The organism is Frigoribacterium sp. MCBA15_019 (genome assembly GCF_001864945.1).
Taxonomy (GTDB): Bacteria; Actinomycetota; Actinomycetes; order Actinomycetales; family Microbacteriaceae; genus Frigoribacterium.
The window spans coordinates 610880-631409 of sequence record NZ_MJGS01000001.1 but is presented as its reverse complement, the minus strand read 5'-3'; the positions used below and the strand labels follow the sequence as shown (position 1 = coordinate 631409).

At 72.6% G+C, this 20530-nt stretch carries 23 protein-coding genes and 1 tRNA gene; 8 read left to right on the top strand and 16 right to left on the bottom strand.

What is annotated here, in order from left to right; genetic code table 11:
• Positions 1–19: 19 nt before the first annotated feature.
• Genes BIV04_RS02985 through BIV04_RS02965 form a run of 5 tightly spaced genes read right to left on the bottom strand, consistent with a single transcriptional unit; the run spans position 20 to position 4989 of the window.
• A complete protein-coding gene (locus BIV04_RS02985; protein WP_177174747.1) occupies positions 20–826 on the bottom strand; it encodes an ABC transporter ATP-binding protein in 807 nt (268 codons plus the stop codon).
• Positions 823–1602 (bottom strand): ABC transporter ATP-binding protein, encoded by a 780-nt coding sequence (locus BIV04_RS02980; protein ID WP_071253979.1) that lies wholly within the window; start codon positions 1600–1602, stop codon positions 823–825. Before BIV04_RS02980 ends, BIV04_RS02985 begins: the two co-directional genes overlap by 4 nt.
• The gene (locus tag BIV04_RS02975; protein ID WP_071253977.1) at positions 1599–2543 is read right to left on the bottom strand and encodes an ABC transporter permease; all 945 of its coding nucleotides are present in this window, start codon (positions 2541–2543) and stop codon (positions 1599–1601) included. The genes BIV04_RS02980 and BIV04_RS02975 overlap by 4 nt, the downstream gene beginning before the upstream one ends.
• Complete coding sequence (locus tag BIV04_RS02970) at positions 2540–3493, bottom strand: ABC transporter permease (RefSeq protein WP_071253975.1); 954 nt, start codon at positions 3491–3493, stop codon at positions 2540–2542. The genes BIV04_RS02975 and BIV04_RS02970 overlap by 4 nt, the downstream gene beginning before the upstream one ends.
• Positions 3490–4989: an ABC transporter substrate-binding protein gene (locus BIV04_RS02965; protein WP_071253973.1), complete on the bottom strand. Its 1500-nt coding sequence runs from the start codon at positions 4987–4989 to the stop codon at positions 3490–3492. Before BIV04_RS02965 ends, BIV04_RS02970 begins: the two co-directional genes overlap by 4 nt.
• 285 nt (positions 4990–5274) lie before the next feature.
• Between BIV04_RS02965 and BIV04_RS02960 the strand changes: the two genes are divergently transcribed.
• Both BIV04_RS02960 and BIV04_RS02955 read left to right on the top strand, forming a co-directional pair.
• Positions 5275–5703, top strand: a complete 429-nt coding sequence (locus tag BIV04_RS02960; protein WP_071253972.1) for an SIP domain-containing protein — start codon at positions 5275–5277, stop codon at positions 5701–5703.
• A gap of 13 nt (positions 5704–5716) precedes the next feature.
• The gene (locus BIV04_RS02955) at positions 5717–6655 is read left to right on the top strand and encodes a siderophore-interacting protein (protein ID WP_177174746.1); all 939 of its coding nucleotides are present in this window, start codon (positions 5717–5719) and stop codon (positions 6653–6655) included.
• Between the two features lie 73 nt (positions 6656–6728).
• Here the strand turns inward: BIV04_RS02955 and BIV04_RS02950 are convergent, their stop codons facing one another.
• Genes BIV04_RS02950 through BIV04_RS02940 form a run of 3 tightly spaced genes read right to left on the bottom strand, consistent with a single transcriptional unit; the run spans position 6729 to position 9300 of the window.
• Complete coding sequence (locus BIV04_RS02950; protein WP_071253970.1) at positions 6729–7550, bottom strand: SDR family NAD(P)-dependent oxidoreductase; 822 nt, start codon at positions 7548–7550, stop codon at positions 6729–6731.
• Positions 7547–7903, bottom strand: a complete 357-nt coding sequence (locus tag BIV04_RS02945; protein WP_177174745.1) for a Fe-S oxidoreductase — start codon at positions 7901–7903, stop codon at positions 7547–7549. Before BIV04_RS02945 ends, BIV04_RS02950 begins: the two co-directional genes overlap by 4 nt.
• Positions 7900–9300 carry an NAD(P)/FAD-dependent oxidoreductase gene (locus tag BIV04_RS02940; RefSeq protein WP_071253968.1) on the bottom strand — a complete coding sequence of 467 codons (1401 nt, stop codon included), beginning with the start codon at positions 9298–9300 and terminating at the stop codon, positions 7900–7902. Before BIV04_RS02940 ends, BIV04_RS02945 begins: the two co-directional genes overlap by 4 nt.
• A gap of 194 nt (positions 9301–9494) precedes the next feature.
• Here BIV04_RS02940 and BIV04_RS02935 point away from each other — a divergent pair, with 194 nt between their 5' ends.
• A complete protein-coding gene (locus tag BIV04_RS02935; RefSeq protein WP_043595102.1) occupies positions 9495–9665 on the top strand; it encodes a CsbD family protein in 171 nt (56 codons plus the stop codon).
• Between the two features lie 80 nt (positions 9666–9745).
• Here BIV04_RS02935 and BIV04_RS02930 read toward each other — a convergent pair whose 3' ends face one another.
• The 6 genes from BIV04_RS02930 to BIV04_RS02905 form a co-directional block, all read right to left on the bottom strand.
• Positions 9746–10582, bottom strand: coding sequence for a crotonase/enoyl-CoA hydratase family protein (locus BIV04_RS02930; protein ID WP_071253966.1), 837 nt, complete (start codon positions 10580–10582; stop codon positions 9746–9748).
• A complete protein-coding gene (locus tag BIV04_RS02925; protein WP_369825265.1) occupies positions 10579–11406 on the bottom strand; it encodes an arginase family protein in 828 nt (275 codons plus the stop codon). The genes BIV04_RS02930 and BIV04_RS02925 overlap by 4 nt, the downstream gene beginning before the upstream one ends.
• A gap of 13 nt (positions 11407–11419) precedes the next feature.
• Positions 11420–12559 (bottom strand): DUF418 domain-containing protein, encoded by a 1140-nt coding sequence (locus tag BIV04_RS02920; protein WP_071253962.1) that lies wholly within the window; start codon positions 12557–12559, stop codon positions 11420–11422.
• Positions 12556–13278: a PspA/IM30 family protein gene (locus BIV04_RS02915; RefSeq protein WP_071253960.1), complete on the bottom strand. Its 723-nt coding sequence runs from the start codon at positions 13276–13278 to the stop codon at positions 12556–12558. The genes BIV04_RS02920 and BIV04_RS02915 overlap by 4 nt, the downstream gene beginning before the upstream one ends.
• A 103-nt stretch (positions 13279–13381) precedes the next feature.
• The gene (locus tag BIV04_RS17470; protein WP_143048516.1) at positions 13382–15403 is read right to left on the bottom strand and encodes a YgcG family protein; all 2022 of its coding nucleotides are present in this window, start codon (positions 15401–15403) and stop codon (positions 13382–13384) included.
• Between the two features lie 106 nt (positions 15404–15509).
• The gene (locus tag BIV04_RS02905) at positions 15510–15917 is read right to left on the bottom strand and encodes a hypothetical protein (protein WP_071253958.1); all 408 of its coding nucleotides are present in this window, start codon (positions 15915–15917) and stop codon (positions 15510–15512) included.
• Between the two features lie 50 nt (positions 15918–15967).
• Here BIV04_RS02905 and BIV04_RS02900 point away from each other — a divergent pair, with 50 nt between their 5' ends.
• The 3 genes from BIV04_RS02900 (at position 15968) to BIV04_RS02890 (ending at position 17905) form a co-directional block, all read left to right on the top strand.
• Complete coding sequence (locus BIV04_RS02900; RefSeq protein WP_071253956.1) at positions 15968–16858, top strand: DMT family transporter; 891 nt, start codon at positions 15968–15970, stop codon at positions 16856–16858.
• Between the two features lie 142 nt (positions 16859–17000).
• Positions 17001–17216, top strand: a complete 216-nt coding sequence (locus BIV04_RS02895) for a hypothetical protein (protein WP_143048515.1) — start codon at positions 17001–17003, stop codon at positions 17214–17216.
• 104 nt (positions 17217–17320) lie between these two features.
• A complete protein-coding gene (locus tag BIV04_RS02890; protein ID WP_071253952.1) occupies positions 17321–17905 on the top strand; it encodes a recombinase family protein in 585 nt (194 codons plus the stop codon).
• An 88-nt stretch (positions 17906–17993) separates the two neighbouring features.
• On the opposite strand, the gene BIV04_RS02885 is transcribed toward BIV04_RS02890, so the two are convergent.
• Positions 17994–18068, bottom strand: a tRNA-Arg gene (locus tag BIV04_RS02885).
• A gap of 78 nt (positions 18069–18146) precedes the next feature.
• On the opposite strand from BIV04_RS02885, the gene BIV04_RS02880 reads away from it, so the two are divergent.
• On the top strand, positions 18147–18854 hold the full coding sequence (locus BIV04_RS02880) for a pyridoxal 5'-phosphate synthase (protein WP_177174744.1): 708 nt from the start codon (positions 18147–18149) through the stop codon (positions 18852–18854).
• A gap of 114 nt (positions 18855–18968) precedes the next feature.
• Positions 18969–19796: a gamma-glutamyl-gamma-aminobutyrate hydrolase family protein gene (locus BIV04_RS02875; protein ID WP_255364124.1), complete on the top strand. Its 828-nt coding sequence runs from the start codon at positions 18969–18971 to the stop codon at positions 19794–19796.
• Between the two features lie 54 nt (positions 19797–19850).
• Here the strand turns inward: BIV04_RS02875 and BIV04_RS02870 are convergent, their stop codons facing one another.
• Complete coding sequence (locus tag BIV04_RS02870; RefSeq protein ID WP_071253950.1) at positions 19851–20477, bottom strand: hypothetical protein; 627 nt, start codon at positions 20475–20477, stop codon at positions 19851–19853.
• Between the last annotated feature and the right edge of the window lie 53 nt (positions 20478–20530).

The window sequence follows — 20530 nt, the reverse complement described above, 5'->3', positions numbered from 1 at the left end:
CCCGGTGACGAGCCGGGACTCAGTCGAGCGTCGGCACCGAGTCCACGAGCGCGCGCGTGTAGTCGTGCCGGGGCCGGTGCAGCACGTCGTCGGTGACGCCCTGCTCGACGATGCGGCCGTCGCGCAGCACGGCGACCCGGTCGGCGAGGTGTTGCACGAGTCCGATGTCGTGCGAGACGAGCAGCAGGGACAGCCCTCGCTCGTCGCGCAGCTCACGCAGCAGGTCGAGGATCTGCGCCCTCACGGTGACGTCGAGCGCGCTCATGGGCTCGTCGCCGATCAGCAGCCGCGGCCGGTGCACAAGGGCCCGGGCCAGGGCGATGCGCTGCCGTTGGCCCCCGCTGAACTCGTGCGGCCAGGCCTCGGCGTCGCGTGCCGCGAGACCCACGCGCTCGAGCATCTCGGCCACCAGGCGGTCGTGCTCGCCTTCGACGCCCAGGGCGCGCAGTGGCTCGGCCACGGTGTCGCCCACGCGCATGCGGGGATCGAGCGAGCTGTAGGGGTCTTGAAGGACGATCCCGGTCTGCCGCCTCAGCCAGCGCAGGCGTGAGGCGCGGTCGGGGGCGACCGTCCGGCCGTCGAACGTCACGGTGCCCGAGGTCGCCCGGTCGAGGGCGAGTAGCAGGCGCACGAGCGTGGACTTTCCCGAGCCCGACTCGCCGATCAGGGCGACGCTCTCGCCCCCCGCGACCTCGAGATCGGCGTCGACCAGCGCGTGGCGCACCGGCCCCGGCCGGAAGGGCGACCGGCGCGGCAGCGTGAAGGTGCGGGTGAGGCCCCGGGCGACGAGCAGAGGAGGCGCGGGTGCGGTCGTCGGGTCGCTCACGAGGCCCTCCAGGTCGTCGCCCTCGTGGCCTCGACGAGTCCGCGGGTGATCTCGTGCTCGGGGCGGTGCAGCAGCTGCTCGACGGGGCCGCGCTCGACGACGCGCCCGTACGACAGCACCGCCGCGTGGTCGGTGATGCGCGAGAGCACCGCGAGGTCGTGCGTGACGAAGAGCAGCGATGTCCGTTGCTCGTCGACGAGGCGCTGGAAGAGTGCGAGCACCTCGGCCTGCGTCGTGACGTCGAGGGCCGTGGTCGGCTCGTCGGCGAGCACGAGTCCCGGCCGATTGATCAGGGCCATGGCGATGCCGACGCGCTGCCGCTGACCGCCCGAGAGCTGGTGCGGGTAGAGATCGACGACGGTCTCGGGGTCGGGCAGGCCGACCTCGGCGGCGGCGGCCACCGCCCGGGCGCGGGCGTCGCGACGACCGACGCGGCCGTGCAGGCGGAGGGGCTCGGCGATCTGCCGCCCGACGGTGACGACGGGGTCGAGGGCCGTTCGGGGGTCCTGGAAGACCGTGCCGACGACGCGGCCGCGGAGGCCGGCCAGCTCGCGTTCGGACGCCCCGAGCAGTTCGCGCCCGTCCAGCCGGATGCTGCCCGTGGCGCGGGCGCCGTCGGGCAGCAGGCCGAGGACGGCCAGCGTCGTCATCGACTTGCCCGAGCCGGACTCGCCGATCAGCCCGACCCGCGCACCGTCGGGCACGTCGAGCGAGAGTCCGTCGACGACGCGGCGGTCGCCGATGGTCACGGTCAGGTCGTCGATCTCGAGGCTCACGAGACAACCCCCGGGGTGTTCGGGGCGCCCGCGGCGGTGGTGCGCGGGGGAGCGGCGGGTGGGGCCGGCGTCGACGGATCGACCGGGGCGCCGCGTCCCGCCCGGCGGGACCGCAGTCGCGGGTCGGAGGCGTCGCGCACGGCGTCGCCCAGCAGGTTGAGCGCCAGGACGGTCAGCGTGATCGCCAGTCCGGGCCAGAGCACCGAGCCGGGATGCACGCCGATGAACTTCTGCAGGTCGCTGAGCAGGCGCCCCCACGAGGCGGTGTCGGCGGGGGCGCCGTAACCGAGGAACGACAGTCCCGCTTCGGCGAGCACACTCGTCGCCATCGACAGCGAGAGCTGGACGACGAAGACGGGCGCGATGTTCGGCAGCACGTGGCGCCGCAGCACGGCCGCCGTGCCGAGCCCGTTCGCCCGTGCGGCCAGCACGTAGTCGGTCCGTGCGACCTGGCGGATCTCGGACCGGCTGACCCGGGCGATCGTCACCCCGTAGCCGATGCCCACGGCGACGACCACGACGGTGAGCGACCCGCCGAACGCCGCGGCGAGGGCCATGGCGATCAGGAGCGTCGGGAACGCCACGAGCACGTCGATCAGCACGGCGACCGACTCCCGCACCCAGCGGGCCGTCAACGAGCCGAGGGCGGCCAGGCCGACCCCGACCACGGTGGCGACGACGCCCGAGGCGACGGCGACCACGACCGTCGTGCCGGTCGCGGCGAAGACGTAGCTGAAGATGTCCCGGCCGACCGAGTCGGTGCCGAAGGGGTGCCCGAACGAGGGTGTCAGCCAGGCCGAGTACGGGTCGGTGTCGAACGGGTCGAGCGGGGTCCAGAACCGGCTGACCAGGGCGGACAGGACGATCAGGGTGAGCCAGCCGACGCCGAACGCGCCCTGCGGTCGACGCAGCAGCTCGCGGACGAACGCACCGCGCCTCATCGGTCGCCCTCGCGGAGGCGCGGGTCGAGCCGCCGGTGCACGACGTCGACCACGAGGCCGATGAACAGCACGAGCGTGGTCAGCGTCATCAGTTCACCCTGCACCTTCGTCAGGTCGCGACGACCGACGTCGGTCACGAGCATGCGGCCGAGTCCCGGCAGCGTGAACAACTGCTCGATGACGACGGCCGACACGATCAGGCCGGCCACCTGCAGGCCGAGGATCGACACCACGCTGAGCATGACGTTCGGCAGTCCGTGCTTCACGAGGGCACGCGACCGGGTCATGCCGTTGGCGGCGGCCGTCCGCACGTAGTCCTGGTCGAGGGCCCCGAGCGCCGCCGAGCGCGTGAAGCGCAGCAGCACGGCCCCCTCGACGATGGCGATGGTCAGGGCGGGCAGCACGAGCGAGCGCAGCGCCCGCCCGGGGTCGCTCCACCCGTCGGCCGGGAACCCCTGTGTCGGCAGCAGGCGCAGGGTGACGGCGAAGACGCCGATCAGCAGCATGCCGGCCCAGACGACCGGGACGGCCGCCAGCAGCTGGGCCCCCGTGCCGAGGACTACCCCGGAGGCGCGGCCGCGGCGGAGTGCGCTCGTTACGCCGAGCGGGATTCCGATGAGCAACCCGAAGACCAGGGAGAGCGCCGCGAGCGGGAGGGTGACGGCCAGCTTGTCGAGCACCTCGTCGATCACCGGCGTGCCGGTGACGAGCGACTCGCCCAGGTCGAGTCGCACCAGCCCGCCGACCCAGTCGAGGTACTGCACCACGACGGGCCGGTCGAGGCCGAGCTGCTGGCGCAGGGCGGCCACCTGCTCGGGAGAGCCGGTCGTCCCGGCGATCGCCTGGGCGACGTCGCCCGGCAGCAACCGCAGCGTCGCGAAGATCAGCACGCTCGCGACGGCCAGCCCCCCGACGAAGAGGAGCAGGCGGCCGACGACGAAGCGGGTCACTCCGCCGTGGCCAGGTCAGCCAGGTCGAGGCGGGTCGTGGTCGAGCTCGTCGGGAAACCGGTGACGCCGTCGTGGATCGCCGTCAGCGTGGTGGCCGTGTAGAGCCACTCGGCGGGGGCGTCGTCCGAGACGATCTTCGCCGCCTCGGCCAACTTCCGGTCGGCGACCTGCGGGTCGGTCGCCGCGATCGACTCCGTGTAGAGCTGCTGCACGGGCGCACTGTCGTAGCCCCAGTAGTAGTCCGGGTTCGCCCAGTTCGAGAAGTCGTGGGTCTCGGCGTGGTTCACCATGCTGAGCTCGAAGTCCTTGTTCACGTAGACGTCGTCGAGCCACGTGCTGAAGTCGACCTGCTGCACCGTCAACGTGACGCCGACGGCCTTGAGCTGCGTCGTCAGCACGTCACCGATCGCGGTCGGGTAGACGTTGGGGTACTCGAGGCTCAGCGAGAGGTCGCCGTCGTGGCCGGCCTCGGCGAGCAGGTTCTTCGCCTCGTCGGGGTCGTAGGCGTCGACGCTCGTGAGGTCCGCGTAGCCGGGGTCGAGCTCGGGGATCGGGCCGCCCTGGTCGACGGCCGACCCTCCGACGGCGGCGATCAGCGCGTCGTTGTCGATCGCCAGCCGCAGGGCCTTGCGGACCTTCGCGTCGGTGAACGGGGCGACGGCGTTGTTGAACGCGAGGGTGTACTTGTCGGTCGTCTTGCCCTTCTCGAGCGTGATGCCGTCCACGCCGTCGAGCTGGCTCGACAGGGTCGCGTCGACCGCCGTCTGCACGTCGACGTCGCCCGAGATCGAGGCGTTGATCGCCGCGGACGGGTCGGTCACGTAGCGGAAGGTCACGCCCGCGACCTTCGCCGGGGTGCCCCAGTAGTCGTCGAAGCGCCCGAGCTGCAGGTTGTCGCCCTGTCGCCAGCTGGTCAGTTCGAAGGGGCCGGTGCCGTTCGCCGTGGTCGACAGGTCGTTCGTCGCCGACTGCTGCAGCACGAGACCGGCGCGACCGGTCAGATCGAACAGCAGAGACGAGTCGGGTCGCGAGAGCGTGAGCACGACGGTGTCGGCGGCGGGCGCGGTGATGGTCGAGACGGCGGCGAGGTCGGCGTGGTTCGCGAGCGAGGCGTCGTCCTTGACCTGCGACAGCGACCAGACGACGTCGTCGGCCGTCATCGCGGCACCGTCGTGGAAGGTCACGCCGTCGTGCAGCGTGAACGTGTAGGTGAGGCCGTCGTCGCTGACCGTGTGGCTCGCGGCCAGCACGTCGCGGATCTCGTTGTCCTGCGTGCGGCCGACGAGGCCCTGGTAGACGTTGTCGATCAACACCTGGTCGAGTGCGATGCCCGCCGTGGTGCGGATGTCGAGGTCACTCGGCTCGAGCACGAGACCGACCGTGACGGTCGCGTCGGGGTCGGGGGTGCCCGACCCGTCGGGGGACGAGGCGGACGAGCAGCCCGTCACGACGAGCAACAGCGCGGCGACGGCGGCGGAGAGGGGGAGGGTGCGCACCTGGTGGGGCCTTCCGGGGATGGCCGTGGCGGATCGTCCACGGCGACGAGGGACCGGGGACGCGGGAGAGCCCCTCGGTCGTTCGGCGGGGGAGTCCCGGTCGCTGCTGAACCGGTCCACGCGATCCGCCACCGTGTTGCTGTCGGACACGGCACGGCCCCTTGCGCCGGGCGTCGCTGACGGACTCCCGAACCCGACAGAACTTACCATCACGGCAGCGAGGTCGCTGTCAATCGAGAGACCCGTGTGGCGGATGAGGCAAGCCTTACCTATATTGAAGGGGACATGCTCCTCGTAGACCAGAACCCGCCCCTGCCGCACGACGCCCTGCGCGTCCTGTTCGCCGCAGACGCGACGTCGATCCCCGTCCTGCGAGAGATGCTCTCGGTCCTGCCGATCTGCGCCCGGGGTCAGGTGTTCGTCGAGGTCGAGAGCGCCGACGACGTCGTGCCGATCACGTCGCCGGGTCGCGTCACGGTCACCTGGCTGGCCCGTGACCGCCGCTCGGGCGTCCCCGGCACCAGCACGGCGTGTGCCCCCGGTCAGGCCCTCGAGCGGGCGGTCCGGGCCTGGCTCGGCGAGATGTACGTCGAACCCGAGACCGTCGCGACGGGTGACCACGTCGTCTGGATCGGTGGCCCGCCCTCGTTCGCCTACGACCTGCGGCACGACCTGCACGAGCTCTTCCACGTCGGCACCCCCGCCGACGCCTGAGCGGCACCCCTCGATGACGATCACGTCCACCGCCACCGTCGAGCGCCCGGCGAAGCCGGCCCACCGTCCCTACCGCGTCCGGGTGGCGGCCGTCCGTCGCCTCGCCCCCTCGTTCGTGCGCATCACCTTCACCGGTGACGACCTGGGCGACTTCGGCGTCGACGGCCTCGACCAGCGCATCAAGGTCGTGCTGCCCCTCGAGGCCACGGGCTACGACACGTTCCCGACCGACGACTGGTACGCCTCGTGGCGCGCCCTCCCTCCCGAGCAGCAGAACGCCTTCCGCACCTACACCGCGCGAGCCGCCCGCCCCGCGCTGCGCGAGGTCGACGTCGACTTCGTCTGCCACGGTGACACCGGCCCCGCCTCGGCCTGGGCCGGTCGCGCCCGGGTCGGCGACGACCTCATGCTGATCGGTCCCGACGCGACGAGCGGCGTCACGGGCAGCGGGGTCGAGTGGTCACCCGGCGACGCCCGCACCGTGTTGCTGGCCGGCGACGAGACGGCGGCCCCGGCGATCTGCTCCATCGTCGAGGCGTTGCCGGCGGACGCCCGGGGGTGCGTGTTCATCGAGATCCCGACCGCGGCCGACGAGCTCGACCTCGTCGCGCCTCCCGGGGTCGACGTCCACTGGCTGCCGAGGCGTGATGCCACGTCCGGTCACGGTGAGGCCCTGGTCATCGCCGTCCGTCGCTGGACGGCCCGCTACGTCACCGCCTGGCACCACGGCGTCGAGGTGAGCGAGGTCGACGTCGACCACGACCTCCTCTGGGACGTCCCGCAGGGCGACGGCCCGCGCGGCGCCGCCGTCAGCTCCGACCTCTACGCCTGGTTCGCGGGCGAGGCGGGGGCGATCAAGACGCTCCGTCGCTTCCTCGTCAGCGAGGTCGGCATCGACCGGCGCCAGGTCGCCTTCATGGGCTACTGGCGGGTCGGCAAGTCCGAGTCCTGACGCGAGGCCCCCGAGAACGCAGGAGGCGCGACCACGTGGGCCGCGCCTCCTGCGTTTCGTCCTCGGGTCGCGCCTAGACCTCGGCGGGCAGGCCGACGAGTTCGGAGGTGCGCTCCCAGAGGGCCTCGGCGAGCAGCGGGTCGGTCGCCTGACGGTGCAGGCGGCCGTGGGGCTTCAGCTGGTCGAAGTAGGTGCCGCTCTCGACCGCGATCGTCGTGGGCCCGGCGAGCTGGACCAGCGGCACGGCACCGGCCGAGGCCGAGATGCCGTAGTTGCCGTTGGTCAGCACGTTCGCGACCCGCATGGAGCGCGAGTCCGAACCGAACCCGGTGACCACGATGCCCGGGTGGAACGAGAACGCCTCGAGCCCGGTGCGCTTCGCCAGCTCGCGGATGAAGAGGACGGTCTCGATCTTTGTCGTGCCGTACTGGCGCCACCCACCGCCCCAGCGACGTTTCGACCAGTTGAGGTCGTCGAGCCGCACGTGGCCCAGCAGGTTGGCCGTGCTGGCTGTCGAGACCACGCGGCCCCCGCTCTCGACGAGACGGGGCAGCAGCAGTCGGGTGAGCAGGAACGGCGCCAGGTGGTTCGACTGCAGGGTGCGCTCGAAGCCGTCGGCCGTGACGCCCCGTTCGCTGACGAGACCGCCGGCGTTGTTCGCGAGGGCGTCGATCCGGGGGTAGCGGTCGAGCAACCGGTCGGCCAACGACCGGACGTCGTCCAGCCGGTCGAAGTCGACCAGGAAGGCCGTTCCGCCCACCTCGTCGGCCACGGCCTGCGTGCGCTCGGGGTTGCGCCCGACGACGCCGATCTCGGCGCCGCCCTTCGCGAGTTCGCGGGCGGCTTCGCGGCCGATGCCGCTGCTCGCCCCGGTGATGATCACGGTGCGGGTCATCGATATCCGCCCTTCTCGAGGCCGGCCTCGATCTCGAATCTGTTCGACAGCGGGTCGCTGCCGGCCAAGAAGTACAGTACGGGCATCAGCATGCCGTACTTCTGCCACTGACGGACGTGCACGGCCTCGTGTTCGAGGATGCGCGGGCCGTCGTTGTCCCGGGTGAGGTACACCCGACCGACGCAGGTGCCGCCGCGCTTGAACGCCCAGCGAGGCAGCCCGCGGCACACGATCAGGTCGCCGACCACGCGGACGCGCCCGACGCTGAGCGGCACCCCGACCGCGAGACCGACGGCCGTCGCCCAGGCGCAGCCGAGTCTCGAGATCGGGGAGTCGACGAGCGGATTCTTCACGGACGTCCGTACGTGTCCAGAAGGCGCAGCCAGACCTCGCTGACCGTCGGGTACGAGGGGACGGCGTGCCAGAGCCGGTCGATCGGCACCTCGCCGACGACCGCGATCGTGGCGGCGTGCAGCAGGTCGCTGACGTCCGGGCCGACGAAGGTCGCGCCGACGATCACCTTGCGGGACTCGTCGACGACCAGGCGCGCCTGACCCTTGTACTCGTCCGAGTGGATCGCCGAACCCGCGACCGCGGCGAGGTCGTAATCCACGACCCTGACGTCGATGCCGCGCTTGCCGGCGGCGTCGGCGGTGAGGCCGACGCTCGCGACCTCGGGGTCGGTGAAGGTGACCTGCGGCACGGCGGCGTCGTCGGCCGTGGCGACGTGGGCTCCCCACGGCTCGGCCTGCACCGGCTTGCCGAACGCGCGGGCGGCGATGACCTCGCCGGCGGCACGCGCCTGGTACTTGCCCTGATGGGTCAGCAGCGCACGGTGGTTGACGTCGCCCACGCCGTAGAGCCAGTCGGTGCCCTTGACGAGCATGGTGTCGTCGACGTCGAGCCACTCGCCGGGGGTCAGCCCGACGTTCTCGAGGCCGAGGTCGGAGGTGCGGGGCACGCGGCCGGTCGCGACGATGATCTCGTCGGCGATCACCGTGGAGTCGTCGTCGAGGGTGACCTCGACCGTGTCGTGCTCGGTGCGCAGAACGTTCGAGGGCGAGACGCCGAGGCGCACGTCGACGCCGAGTCCGCGCAGCGAGTCGGCGACGAGTTCGCCGGCGAAGGGCTCTTGCCCGCCGAGCAGACCGCTGCGCGCGATCAGGGTGACGGTCGAGCCGAGCTGCTGGTACGCCGTGGCCATCTCGGCCGCGACGACGCCGCCGCCGACGATGACGACGCTCTGCGGCATCGACTTCACGCTGGTGGCCTCGCGGCTGGTCCAGGGCTTCGCCTCGGCGAGGCCGGGTATGTCGGGCAGCAGCGCCGACGACCCGGTCACTGCGGCGACGGCGTATTTCGCCTGGTGCACTTCGCCGTTCACCGTGACCTCCTTCACGCCGGTGATGGTGGCGTGCCCGCGGATGAGGTCGATGCCGGCACCCTCGACCCAGTCGGCCTGGCCCGAGTCGTCCCAGTTGCTGGTGAACGAGTCACGGCGACGCAGCACGGCGGCGACGTCGACGTCGCCGGTCACGGCCTGCTTGGCCCCGTCGAGCGACTTGGCGGCACGGACGACGGCACTGGATCGCAGGAGCGCCTTCGAGGGCATGCAGGCCCAGTACGAGCACTCGCCACCGACGAGCTCGGCCTCGACGAGGCCCACCTTGAGGCCGTTGCGGGTGGCGTAGTCGGCCACGTTCTCGCCGACAGCGCCGGCTCCGATCACGATGAGGTCATAAGTCGTCATGGCCCCGACGCTAGTCTCCCGGCGTTCCGTGTTCCCAGGCCGGTTCGCCCGGGGGACATGGCCGTTTCGTGAAACCCTCCTGCGTGTTTCCTGAACGGCGCGAGCGAGATCGAGGAGGCGCGGGTAATGTCCCTGACATCAGCGCACCACTGCGATCCTTGCGGCGGAGCGCGTCAACCTACGAGGAGGCACACATGGGACTCGACGACAAGATCAAGAACGCCGCTCAGGACATCGCCGGCAAGGCGAAAGAAGCTCTCGGCGACCGCAAGGGCGACGACGAGCTGAAGGCCGAAGGTCAGAAGGACCAGGCCGGTGCCTCCGCCAAGAAGGTCGGCGAAGACGTCAAGGACGTCTTCAAGTAGGCCGATCCGCCTCGTTCTCGGGCCCGTCCACCCTCCGGGGTGGGCGGGCTCTTTCGTGTGCCACGACCGATGAGGCGCGGTCAGCGTCCCGTGAACTCGGCGGCGGTCCGCGAGACGAAGGCCTGGAACCCGATCCGGGCGTCGTCCGAGGCGAGCAGCCGCACGAGCTCGGACTGCAGCCGGGCCTCGGCCGCGGCATCGCCCTCGCGCACCGCGAGTCGGGCGTTCGCCAGGGTCGCCTGCACGGCCAGGGGAGCCTGCGCCGCGATCCGGCGGGCGAGGTCGAGGGCGTGGTCGAAGGCCGACCCGACGTCGACCAGGTCTTGCACGAGTCCGATGCGCCGCGCCTCCTCGGCGTCGAGGAGGTCGCCGGTCAGCAGGTACTTCATGGCGTCGCCCCAGCCGACCCGGCGGGGGAGGCGGATGGTCGCGCCGCCGAACGGGAGGATCGCCCGGCTCACCTCGATCTGGCCGAAACGGGCGTCGCGACTCGCCACCACGACGTCGCTCGCCAGGGCGAGTTCGACGCCCAGCGTCAGGCAGGTGCCCTGCACGGCCATGACCACGGGCTTGCTCACCTGGCGACCGTGCACCTGCCACGGATCGAGGCCCCCCTCGGGGACGACGTCGAGGCCCTCGGCGGTCACCGCGGGCACGACGTCGCCGAGGTCGAGGCCGGCGGTGAAGTGGTCGCCGTGGGCGAAGAGCAGCCCCACGCGCAGGTCGGGGTCGCGATCGAGCTCGCCGTAGGCCAGGGCCAGCTCGCGCAGCATCCGCAGGTCGGCCGCGTTGCGCTTCTCGGGCCGGTCGAGGCCGATCAGCAGCACGTGGCCGTCGCGCTCGACCGTCACGCGCGGACGGTCGTCGCCCGAGGCGGCGAGGTCGGCCCGGTCGTCGCTCGTCGGGTCGGTGCTCATCGCGACAGGGCCCCGAGGATGCGCAGGATCGCGCCCATGTCGTCGGAGGCCGCCGCGGCGTCGACCGGCGCGAACGAGCAGAGGCCTGCACCGACGAGGGTGAATCGCTCCTTCAGGGCCGTGATCGTCTCGATCAGGACGCTCAGCTCGAGGCCGAACGGCTGAGGGTCGAGCAGGCCCTCGATCACTCCCGGGTCGAGCACGTCGAGGTCGACGTGCAGGTAGACCTCGGTGGCCCCCGAGGCCTCGACGGCGGCGACCACCTCGGTGGGGTCGAAGTCGAGGGACGACACCGTGCGGACGTGGCGGCTCTCGATGTAGCGGTCTTCGGCGTCGTCGTAGCTGCGCGCCCCCGCAAGCACCACGCGGGCGGGGTCGAGCGGTTCGGGCGTCGGGCCGGGGCCGAGGGTCGGGAGGTCTTCGGTGGCGTCGCCGATCAGGGCCCGCAGCACCATGCCGCTGAACGCCCCGCTCTCGCTGCTGCGCGGGCTGTGGAGGTCGGGGTGGGCGTCGAACCAGACGACGGCGGTGCGGGGGGTGACGGCGTGACGGACGGCCGCGAACTCGACGCCGCAGTCACCGCCCACCACGATCGCGGGGGAGTCGTCGGTCCGCAGCTCGCGTCCGACCGACTCGGCGATAGTGAGCACCGACGAGAGCCGGTGCACCCGGGTGCCGAGTGAGTCGCCCGCACCCACCGGGACCTCGACCACGGTGGTGGCCGTCGACGGCAGATCCCCGAGGATCGCGTAGGCGCCCTCGGCGAGCCTCATCGCCCGCGACGACGGAGAACCCTGCCACTGTGGAACCACGACGAACCTCACGGGCGTCAGTCTGTCACGAGCGGGTGCCCGTGCTCCAGGCCCAGGGGCGACTCAGTGCTCCGACCGCGCGCTCGAGGGGCCCACGCCCGACGAACCGCTGCCAGAGCGTGGCGTAGACGAGCGTGAGGACGACGGCGCCGACCAGGTGGCCCAGGGGCAGGCCGTAGGCGGCGGTCGGGTCGGACAGCCGGTACACGGTGAACAGCGGCGCGGTGATCAGCACGTGTGCCGTGTAGACGGTGAGCGGTTGCGCGCCCGTGGCCGCGAGGGGTCGCAGGACGGTGCGGACGACCGCGGCCGCGCCTCCTCGTCCCCGGCCGTGGGGCGTCACGGGACGCCGCGCGGTGGTGGCGAGCAAGAGCAGCCCGAGCACGGCGGCGGCGACGCCGCCCGAGCCCACGATCTCGGCCGGCATGCCTTCGTGGTCGGCCGGGTCGAGCCAGGGGACCGAGGAGGCGCCGGGCAGGAAGCGCGCCGAGTACCCCACGATCGCAGCCGACGTCCCGACGACGAGCAGCGTGACCTGGGTGCGGGTGCGGGTCAGGTCGGAGCGTGCCGCGGCGAGTCCGACGAGCAGGAAGGGCGTCCAGACCAGCGCCGGGTAGGCGCCGACCAGGAGGGCCTGGGTCGCGAGGCCGGCGGCGCCGGACAGGGCGGTGTCGCCGTAGGCGTCGACGGGGACGGACGACGCCAGCCACGGGGCCACGACGGCGAGCAGCGCGGCGGCCGCCAGCAGCACGGCCCGGGGGGCGAAGAGCAGCCCCAGCGCCAGGACGAACATGACGCCGTAGTACGGCAGGATCACCAGGAGGTAGGGGTTCCAGGCCTGCAGTGCGAGGCCCAGCACGATCAGCAGGCCGGCCCGGATGGCGATGCCGCCGACGACCCGCCCTCGACCGCCGCGGGGCGTCGGCCGGGCGCCTCCGGACACGAGACCGAGCGAGACCCCGGCGAGGGTGGCGAAGAGGATCGCCGACCGCCCGTCGAAGACGCGCTCGTCGAGCAGCAGCCGGGGCCACATGTGGGCGGCGAACATGCCGATCACGGCGAGGCCGCGGGCGACGTCGACGCCCATCAGGCGGGGTGCCACCCGGCGCGCCGGCACCGGCGGGACGTCCACCGGTGCCGGCGTGCGGGGCAGCGGCTGGCTCACTTGTCGAGCGCGCCGAGCTTGAGGGCGGCGAGGCGGGCGTCGACCTCGGTCTGCTCGCCGAGGTCGTCCAGGCTCTCGAACTGCGCGTCGAGGCTCGAGGCGGCGAGCTCTTGACGACCGAGCATCTTCGCCTCCTCGCGGCGGACCTTGTCCTCGAAGCGGCTGATCTCGCTCGTCGGGTCGAGGATGTCGATGCTCTGGACGGCGTCGGCGACCTTGGTCTGCGCCTCGACGGTCTTGGATCGGGCGTTGAGCTCGTCGCGTTTGGCGGCGAGCTGGTCGAGCTTGGACCGCATGCCGGTGAGTCCGGTCTTGAGCTTGTCGACGACGTCGGTCTGGGAGGCGACCTGCGGTTCTGCGGTCTTCGCCTCTTTCTCGCTCTGCAGCTGCTTGCCGAGGGCCACGCGGGCGAGGGCGTCGAACTTGTCGGCGTCGACCGTGTTGCCCGACGAGCGCAGTTCGTCGGCCTTGTTGCTCGCGGCGAGTGCCTTGCGCTCCCAGTCCGCGGCGGCGGCGACGTCCTCGGCGTGGTCCTGCTCGAGCAGGCGCAGGTTGCCGATGGTGGTCGCGACGGCCTCTTCCGCCTCGGCGATGCTGTTGGTGTAGTCGCGGACCATCTGGTCCAGCATCTTGCTGGGGTCCTCGGCCTGGTCGAGCAGGCTGTTGATGTTCGCGCGGGTCAGTTGCGCGATGCGTCCGAAGATCGACTGCTTTGCCATGGTGCGTCCTTTCGAGAGGTGGTGCCGTGGAGTGGTGATCGTCGTACTCGTGGTGCTGCTGGTGCGGGTGGGCGGGGTGCGGCGGGGAACGTGACGGGCGGGCCTAGAACCGGCCGCCGCCGGAGCTGCGGCCGCCTCCGCCACCCCCGCCGCCGAAGCCGCCTCCGCCGCCTCCGCCGCCCCCGCCGAAGCCGCCGCCTCCACCACCGAAGCCGCCGCCTCCACCACCGAAGCCGCCGCCACCGCCGCTGAAGAGTCCACCGAGCAACATGCCGGTGACGATGCCGCCGAGGTCGGCCCCGGCCGACCCGCGGGTGCCCATGCCGCCTCCGAACGGGGTCGCCTGCTGGTAGGACGAGACCTCGGCCTCGGCGCCGGCCGCTGCAGCCTGCGACAGCTGGACGGCCTGGTGGGCCTCGAACAAGGCGGCGTCGCGGTCGGACGTCGCGAGCGACACCGCGGTGGCCAAGTGGCGTTCGGCCTCGGACAACCGGGTGCGCGGCTGTGGGCCGATGCCGCCGCGACGCGTCTCGATGAAGTCGCGGGTGGCGCTGATCTGGCTGCGTGCGGTCATCAGCGCCTGGTCGAGGGCCGCCTGGGCCCGGCGCTGTTTCTCGGTGCCTTCGCGCACGGCGGCGAGCACCTGGTCGATGCGGTCGTTCGCGGCACCGAGCGAGGCGACGACGGCGAGCGGGTCGTCGGTCGTCGTCTCGGCCAGCGCGACGGAGGCCCGTGCGGCCGAGACGGAGCCAGCGACGTCGACGCCCTGCGGGGCCGAGCCGTCGGGCAGGCCCTCGGCCGTCGCGACGTCCCGCCGCAGGTCGAGGGTCATCGCCGAGATCGTGCTGCCCGCCGTCCGAAGCGACTCGGCGGCCCCGTCGACCGCGCTCAGCAACTGGTCGACCTGCGCCAGGGCCTGCCGGGCCTCACGGACGGCGATGACGGCCTCCGAGGTGGAGGACGACGCCACCGCGGTCGCCGCCGTGCGGGTCCGCTCGTCGGCGAACTCGAGCAGGCGATCGGCCTGGTCGTCGTTCTGGTCGATCGACGCGACCGCGCGCGCCGAGTAGATCGTGGTCAGCTCGCCGATGACGGTGCGGGCCTTCACGAGCCGGGCCCGTCGGGTCTCGATCTCGCCGGGGAGGGCCGCCACGTCGCGCGGAGCCCGACTCTCGGCCTCTCGCAGCTCGTCGAACGCGGCGGACTGCTCGGCGAGCGACGCGTCGGCCGCCTCGCACAACTCGATGATGCGGGTCGTCCACTCGCGGCGTTGCTCGGGGGAGTCGGGGACGGAGTCGTCCAGCTTCTGCTGCAGGGCGAACGCCTCGCGGGCGTGCACCCGGGCCGCGTCGAGTGCCTCGGCGAAGGGCCGGGCCGCGTCGTCGCCGAACTGTGCGGCGGCGAAACCGACCTCGTGCGCGCCCGCGGTCAACTCGTCGTCGAGGGCGACCAGCACGCGTGCCGCGCGCTTGTCGAGCTCGTCCTGATCCGCCTTCTGCGCATCGAGCTCGCGGCGTCGACGTCGTGCCCGGCGGACCACGAACACCACGACGACGGCCGCCGCGACGAGGACCAGCACGAGCAACGCCCAGAGCACCCAGCTGAGGTCGGGGCCGGCCTCGTCGCTGCGGATGCCGTCGGCCAGGGCGACGGCGGCGCCGGCCCAGTCGCCGTCACGCAGCTCGGGCACGACGACGTCGGTCTGGAGCGCCTGTCGGTCGGATTCCGAGATCACGGACGTGTCGGCCGAGAGGTCGTAGAGCTGGTCGTCGACCGCCACCGAGAGCAGGACGTCGTTCGTGCCGAGCTGGTTCAGGGACGCCGTGGCCTCACCCCAGGCCGTACGGTCGGCGGGGGAGGAGAACGAGTCGACGTAGACGACGAAGAGGTTGACGCCGGTGTCGGTCGAGAGCCGGTCGAGGGCGTCGGCGACCTCGGTCTCGTCCGCACCCGACAGAACGTCGGCCTGGTCGACCACGTAGGCGCCCGAGAGGTCGACCGGCTCCACCGCCTGGGCGGGGACCACGCCGAGGGCGATCGCACCGATCAAGGTCAGCATCGCCGTGGACACAGCGGTGACCGCTCGGCTCGTCGGTCGTCGGCCGGTCGTCGATCTCGTGCTCACGACGCTCCCCTCGCTCGTTGCGGGGGAGTCTATCGACGGCCCCCGTCAGACCGCCCGCGTCGCGGTGCGCACGGATCGGGCGACGACGACCCGGTCACGGGACGGGTCAGGAGACGAAGAGCAGACCGACCGACGCGACGGCGCAGACCGCGCCGACCGCGTAGAGCACGACCCCCACGGTGCGGGGCGCCCGTCCGTCGTCCTGCGGGGGGTGGACGCGGGCACGGTGCGGGCGGTCCGGGTCGTAGTGCACGGTGAGTTCGGTCTCGAGCGGCGTCGTCACCGGGACGTCACCGAACTGCGTCTCGTGCAGCTGCCCGTCGACGTCCATCCATCGGGCGGTCGCGGCCCGGGCCCAGTCGGGCGGCGGGATGACCACGCCGACGGTGCTCTCGAGGCGGGTCGCACGGCGCCGCAGCACCCAGCCGGCCACGAGGAAGGGCGTGCCGACGATGAACCCGAACCAGCCGAAGAGCTCCACCACCGGCGAGATGACGGAGAAGGCGTCGCTCATGCCACGATCGTACTGTGCCGCCGCGCACCCCGTGACGAACCCGGAGCCCCGTGAACCCCAGCCCCCTCGGCCGTGTGCCGTCGCCCCTGCTCGCCGTCGCGGCGATCGTCTCGGTGCAGTTCGGGGCGGCCCTGGCCAAGACGCACTTCGAGGCCCTGGGGCCCCTGGGCGCCGCCGCACTGCGCCTCGCGTTCGGCGCGACCCTGCTGGTGCTGGTCTTCCGCCCGCGCCCCTGGCGATGGCCCGGCCGCACGTGGCTCGGCGTGATCGTGCTGGGTCTCGCGCTGGCCGGGATGAACTCGCTCATCTACCTCGCGATCGACGTCGTACCTCTCGGGGTCGCGGTCACCCTCGAGTTCCTGGGTCCGCTCGTCGTGGCGCTCGTGCAGACGAGGCGGTGGTGGGACGCGGCCTGGGCCCTGCTCGCCCTCGCCGGGGTCGTGCTGCTCGGCTCCGACTCGACCGGGGCGATCCCGATCGCCGGTGTGCTGCTCGCCCTCGGCGCCGGGGCGTTCTGGGCCTGCTACATCCTGGCCAACGCGTCCCTGGGTCGGGGTCGCGACCCCATGGGTACCCTCGCGACCGCCATGCTCGTCGCCGCCCTCGTGGTCGTCCCGTTCGGAGCACATGACGCGACGGTGGCCGTCCGGGCCGACCCGCGCCTCCTGCTGGTCTTCCTGGTGGTGGCGGCACTGACCTCGGCGATCCCGTACGCCCTCGAGTCGGTGGCGCTGCGGCGACTGCCGACACGGGTGTTCGGGGTGCTGTCCAGCCTGGGGCCGGCGGTGGCCGCCCTGGCCGGGCTCGTCGTGCTGGGTGAGGCGCTCGGGGTGCGCGAGGTGGTGGCCCTGGCCTGCGTGACCGCGGCGAGCGTCGGGGTGACGATCGCGGCCGGTCGTCGGCGACGTCGCGGGGCCCTCCCCGAGGCCCCGGCGGCCTGATCGGACGGCGCCGGGTCCGCCGCTGTCCGCGGAGCGAACGAGACGACGAGTCTGACAACTCCGCAGAGTCGTGTACCCCATGTGCGGGGTACGCTGCGATCACGGCCCACCAGACGGGCCGGAGAACGATGAAGGAGACATCATGGGTGCTGTCTTGGAGCGCACGTCCCGGGCCGAGGTCGTCCCGCTGGGTGACGGATTCCACCGCGTGTCGACGCCGACCGCCGGAGTGATCGGGTTCGTCCATGAGAACGACGGGCTGTTCGAGGTCCTGCGGGGCCGCGTCCGCACCGCCGTCCGGCGTGAGGGTTCGTACCGCACGCTCGACGTCGCGGTGATCGCGCTCACCTACAGTTGAGCACGACGATCCACTGACGGACGCCCCCGGGCGACCGTCCTCGAGGCCTCGCCGTCGGCGGGGCCTCACATCTCTGTCCGCCCCCTCTCGTCGGAAGGCCGCCCGTGACCGTCGTCGGGTACGCCCGCATCTCGCGAGACGACCCGTCGTCCGACCGGCAGACGGAGCGTCTCCGGGTCGGCGGATGCGAGCAGGTCTTCGTCGACCACTCCACCGGCACGAGGCAGTCCCGCCCCGAGTTCGCCAAGGCCATCGGCAGCCTGCGCGAGGGCGACGTCTTCGTCGTGACGAACGTCGACCGCATCGGCCGCTCGGTCGCCGAGCTGGTCGGTGTCATGGCGACCCTCGACGCGCTCGGCGTCGCCTTCCGCTCGATCGACGAGCAGATCGACGAGCTCAACGCCTACGGCCGCTTCTTCTTCCGCGTCACCGCCGCCCTGGCCCGCTTCGACGAGCAGGTCGGCGGCGAGCTGCACCGCGCCGAGACCCGCAAACGGCAGGAGGCGCGGGTGGCGCAGACCCCGAAGCCCCCGGTCTCGAGACGCCGCCTCGACGCGGCCCGCCAGCTCCGTGCCGAGGGTGCCAGCATGCGACAGGCCGCCGAGCACGTCGCCGTCCCCGAGCGCGTCCTGCGCCGCGAGCTCGAGCGCGACGACGCCGACCGCGCCCGCCGCCAGCAGCCCGACTGACCGGGCCCGGCATCGGCACGGCCTCGGTTCCGAGACTGTCGCAAGGGGAGACTGTCGCGAGGGCGGAACTGTCGCGAGAGTGAAGATGTGGTGCCCCCAGGCAGATTCGAACTGCCGCCCCTGCCTCCGGAGGGCAGTGCTCTATCCCCTGAGCTATGGGGGCCCGGGAACGTCGTCCAGGTTAGCAGCGAATCGGCCGCGTCTGGGACGACCCGACGGTGTGGGGGTGCATCGTGGGGGAGTGACCCAAGACGACCGCACCGACCGAGTCCGCCCCGACCGCACCGACCCCGACGGCCCGACCCTGCGAGACCGCCTCCGCTCGGCCAAGGTCTTCCACCCCGAGCTGCCCACCTTCGACGTCGACGACGTGGCCGACGACGCCGTCGACCAGTTCGTCTCGTGGCTCGTCGAGGCCGTCGACCAGGACGTCGCCCAGCCGCACGCCATGGTCATCTCGACCTCGTCGTCCGACGGCGACGTGACTGCTCGCACCCTGTTGCTCAAGGACGTCGACGACGGCGCCCTCTGGTTCGCCACCTCGTCGATCAGCCCGAAGGGTCGGCAGATCGCCGAGAACCCCCGGGTGGCCCTCACCCTCTACTGGCGTGAGCAGGGGCGCCAGGTCCGCGTGCTCGGTCGGGCGACGCCCGGCCCGCGTGACGTCAGCGAGAAGGACTTCACCGCTCGCCACCCCGACTCCCGTGCCGTCGCGATGACGCAGCCGCAGAGCAGTCCGATCACCGACGAGGCCGAGACTCGCCGTCGTCTGGCCGAGGCCAAGGCTGCCATCGAGTCCGACGACACCCTCGTGCCCGACGACTGGACGGCCTGGCGGGTGGACCCCACATCGATCGAGTTCTGGCAGGCCACCACGGGCCGCGACCAGGTGCGCCTGCGGTACGACCGCGACGGCGACGGCTGGACCCGCGCCTCCTTGTGGCCCTGACCGCCACGTCGGGCGCCGACGGCGCGACCGCGGCCCAGGCCGTGGCCGCGGCGCGGACGTAACGCGGCGACACGCACCTGGCAGGCCGTCGGCCCCGACGGCAGCATGGGGGGCATGACTTCGTACCGCGCCCCGTCGACCCGCCCGAGCGACCCCGCCGTCGCCTCGATGCGTCTCGCCGTGGTCGAGGTCACGAGGCACCGGCCGCACGCTCCCGAGTACCACGCCTACGTCGACGACATGAACTCCCGGGTGAGGGCGACCGCCGAGGCCGCGGGCTGGCAGGCGACGCGCTTCGCCGCGGGCGACCTCGGCACCGACGAGCTGCTGCGCGTGACCGCCGACGCCGACGCGATCGTCGTCCTCGGCGGCGAGGACCTCTCACCCCGTCTCTACGGAGGCGCGACCGGCTACCCGGGGGAGGGTCGCCACGACCCCGTGGCCGACGAGGCCCAGCTCGCCGTCGTGCGCCGCGCGATCGCCCGCCACACCCCGCTGCTGGGCGTCTGCCGCGGCCACCAGGTGATCAACGTCGCCCTCGGCGGAGACCTCGTGCAACACCTGGACGACCACGACGGGGTGCACCGCACCCCCGACGCCCCGGTCGATCAGCTCATGCACCCGCACGCCGTCGGGCTCGAGCCCGGCAGTCGGCTCGCTCGGGCCCTCGGCGCCGAGCCCGTCGTGCAGAGCGCACACCACCAGGCCGTCGGCCGCCTGGGCCAGGGTCTCCGCGTCGTCGGCCGCGCCTCCGACGGCACCGTCGAGGCCGTCGAGCACGACTCGGCCCCGGTCGTCGGCGTGCAGTGGCACCCCGAAGACAAAGGTGCCCCGGTCGACCAGCTCGAGGCGTTGTTGGCGTCCTTGGCAGCTTCTGTCGAGGCGGGGCGCCTCGCCGCGACCGCCCCCTCGCGAACGGACGAGGAGGCGCTGGTCGCCTAGGCCGCGCCCCTCACCCGAGCGCGCCTCCCGCCCTCGGGCCTCCCGCCCTAGGTCTCAGCCGACCTGCTTCAGTGCGGAGAGCACGGCCGACACGACCGGCTCGGCGTCGCCGGGTTCGAGGAACGTCGTCGAGCGGGCCACGACGAAGGCCGGGGACGAGAACGCCTCGGCCGTCCCGATCTCGCCGGGGGTGTCGAAGTAGCCCTCGACGCCGAAGGTCGGCACCGAGTTGCTGGTGGCGACGAGCTCGTTGGCCAGTTCGTCGAGGCTGTCCGGGTCGAAGTGCGCGACGCCGACCGTGACGGTGGCGCCGCTGGAGTCCTGCCACGTGCACGTCGTGCCGTCCGCGTCGGCCACCTGCTGCAGGGCCTCGCCGTCGCGGCTCTCGTCGCCGCTCGCGCGGTCGTCCGGCACGGCCGCCAGGCCCGGGTACCAGGACGTGAGCGACCCGGTGTCGAGCAGGTCGTCGCAGGCGATCGTGAACGGCGTGCTCACGAGGTCGGGCGTCGGCGTCGCGGTCGGCGTCGCGCCGGGGGTGGCGGAGGCCTGCGCGCCCGACGTCGGCGTGGCGCTCGGTGCGGCCTGCGACGGGGCCGTGCAGGCGGTGAGGGACAGGGCGAGGGCGCCCGTCACGACGAGGGTGCGCAGGACGACGGGGGAGCGGGTCGGGGCAGGGCTCATCCCCCCATCATCACCGACGGCGGGCTCGTCGTCGGCCCCGTGGCTGCCGGTAA

Bases quoted from the DNA above. Each gene is read 5' to 3' on its own strand.
- BIV04_RS02975 (WP_071253977.1), bottom strand. From the start codon at position 2,543: ATGAGGCGCGGTGCGTTCGTCCGCGAGCTGCTGCGTCGACCGCAGGGC.
- BIV04_RS02960 (WP_071253972.1), top strand. From the start codon at position 5,275: ATGCTCCTCGTAGACCAGAACCCGCCCCTGCCGCACGACGCCCTGCGC.
- BIV04_RS02955 (WP_177174746.1), top strand. From the start codon at position 5,717: ATGACGATCACGTCCACCGCCACCGTCGAGCGCCCGGCGAAGCCGGCC.
- BIV04_RS02950 (WP_071253970.1), bottom strand. From the start codon at position 7,550: ATGACCCGCACCGTGATCATCACCGGGGCGAGCAGCGGCATCGGCCGC.
- BIV04_RS02940 (WP_071253968.1), bottom strand. From the start codon at position 9,300: ATGACGACTTATGACCTCATCGTGATCGGAGCCGGCGCTGTCGGCGAG.
- BIV04_RS02935 (WP_043595102.1), top strand. From the start codon at position 9,495: ATGGGACTCGACGACAAGATCAAGAACGCCGCTCAGGACATCGCCGGC.
- BIV04_RS02930 (WP_071253966.1), bottom strand. From the start codon at position 10,582: ATGAGCACCGACCCGACGAGCGACGACCGGGCCGACCTCGCCGCCTCG.
- BIV04_RS02915 (WP_071253960.1), bottom strand. From the start codon at position 13,278: ATGGCAAAGCAGTCGATCTTCGGACGCATCGCGCAACTGACCCGCGCG.
- BIV04_RS02905 (WP_071253958.1), bottom strand. From the start codon at position 15,917: ATGAGCGACGCCTTCTCCGTCATCTCGCCGGTGGTGGAGCTCTTCGGC.
- BIV04_RS02895 (WP_143048515.1), top strand. From the start codon at position 17,001: ATGGGTGCTGTCTTGGAGCGCACGTCCCGGGCCGAGGTCGTCCCGCTG.
- BIV04_RS02875 (WP_255364124.1), top strand. From the start codon at position 18,969: ATGACTTCGTACCGCGCCCCGTCGACCCGCCCGAGCGACCCCGCCGTC.
- BIV04_RS02870 (WP_071253950.1), bottom strand. From the start codon at position 20,477: ATGAGCCCTGCCCCGACCCGCTCCCCCGTCGTCCTGCGCACCCTCGTC.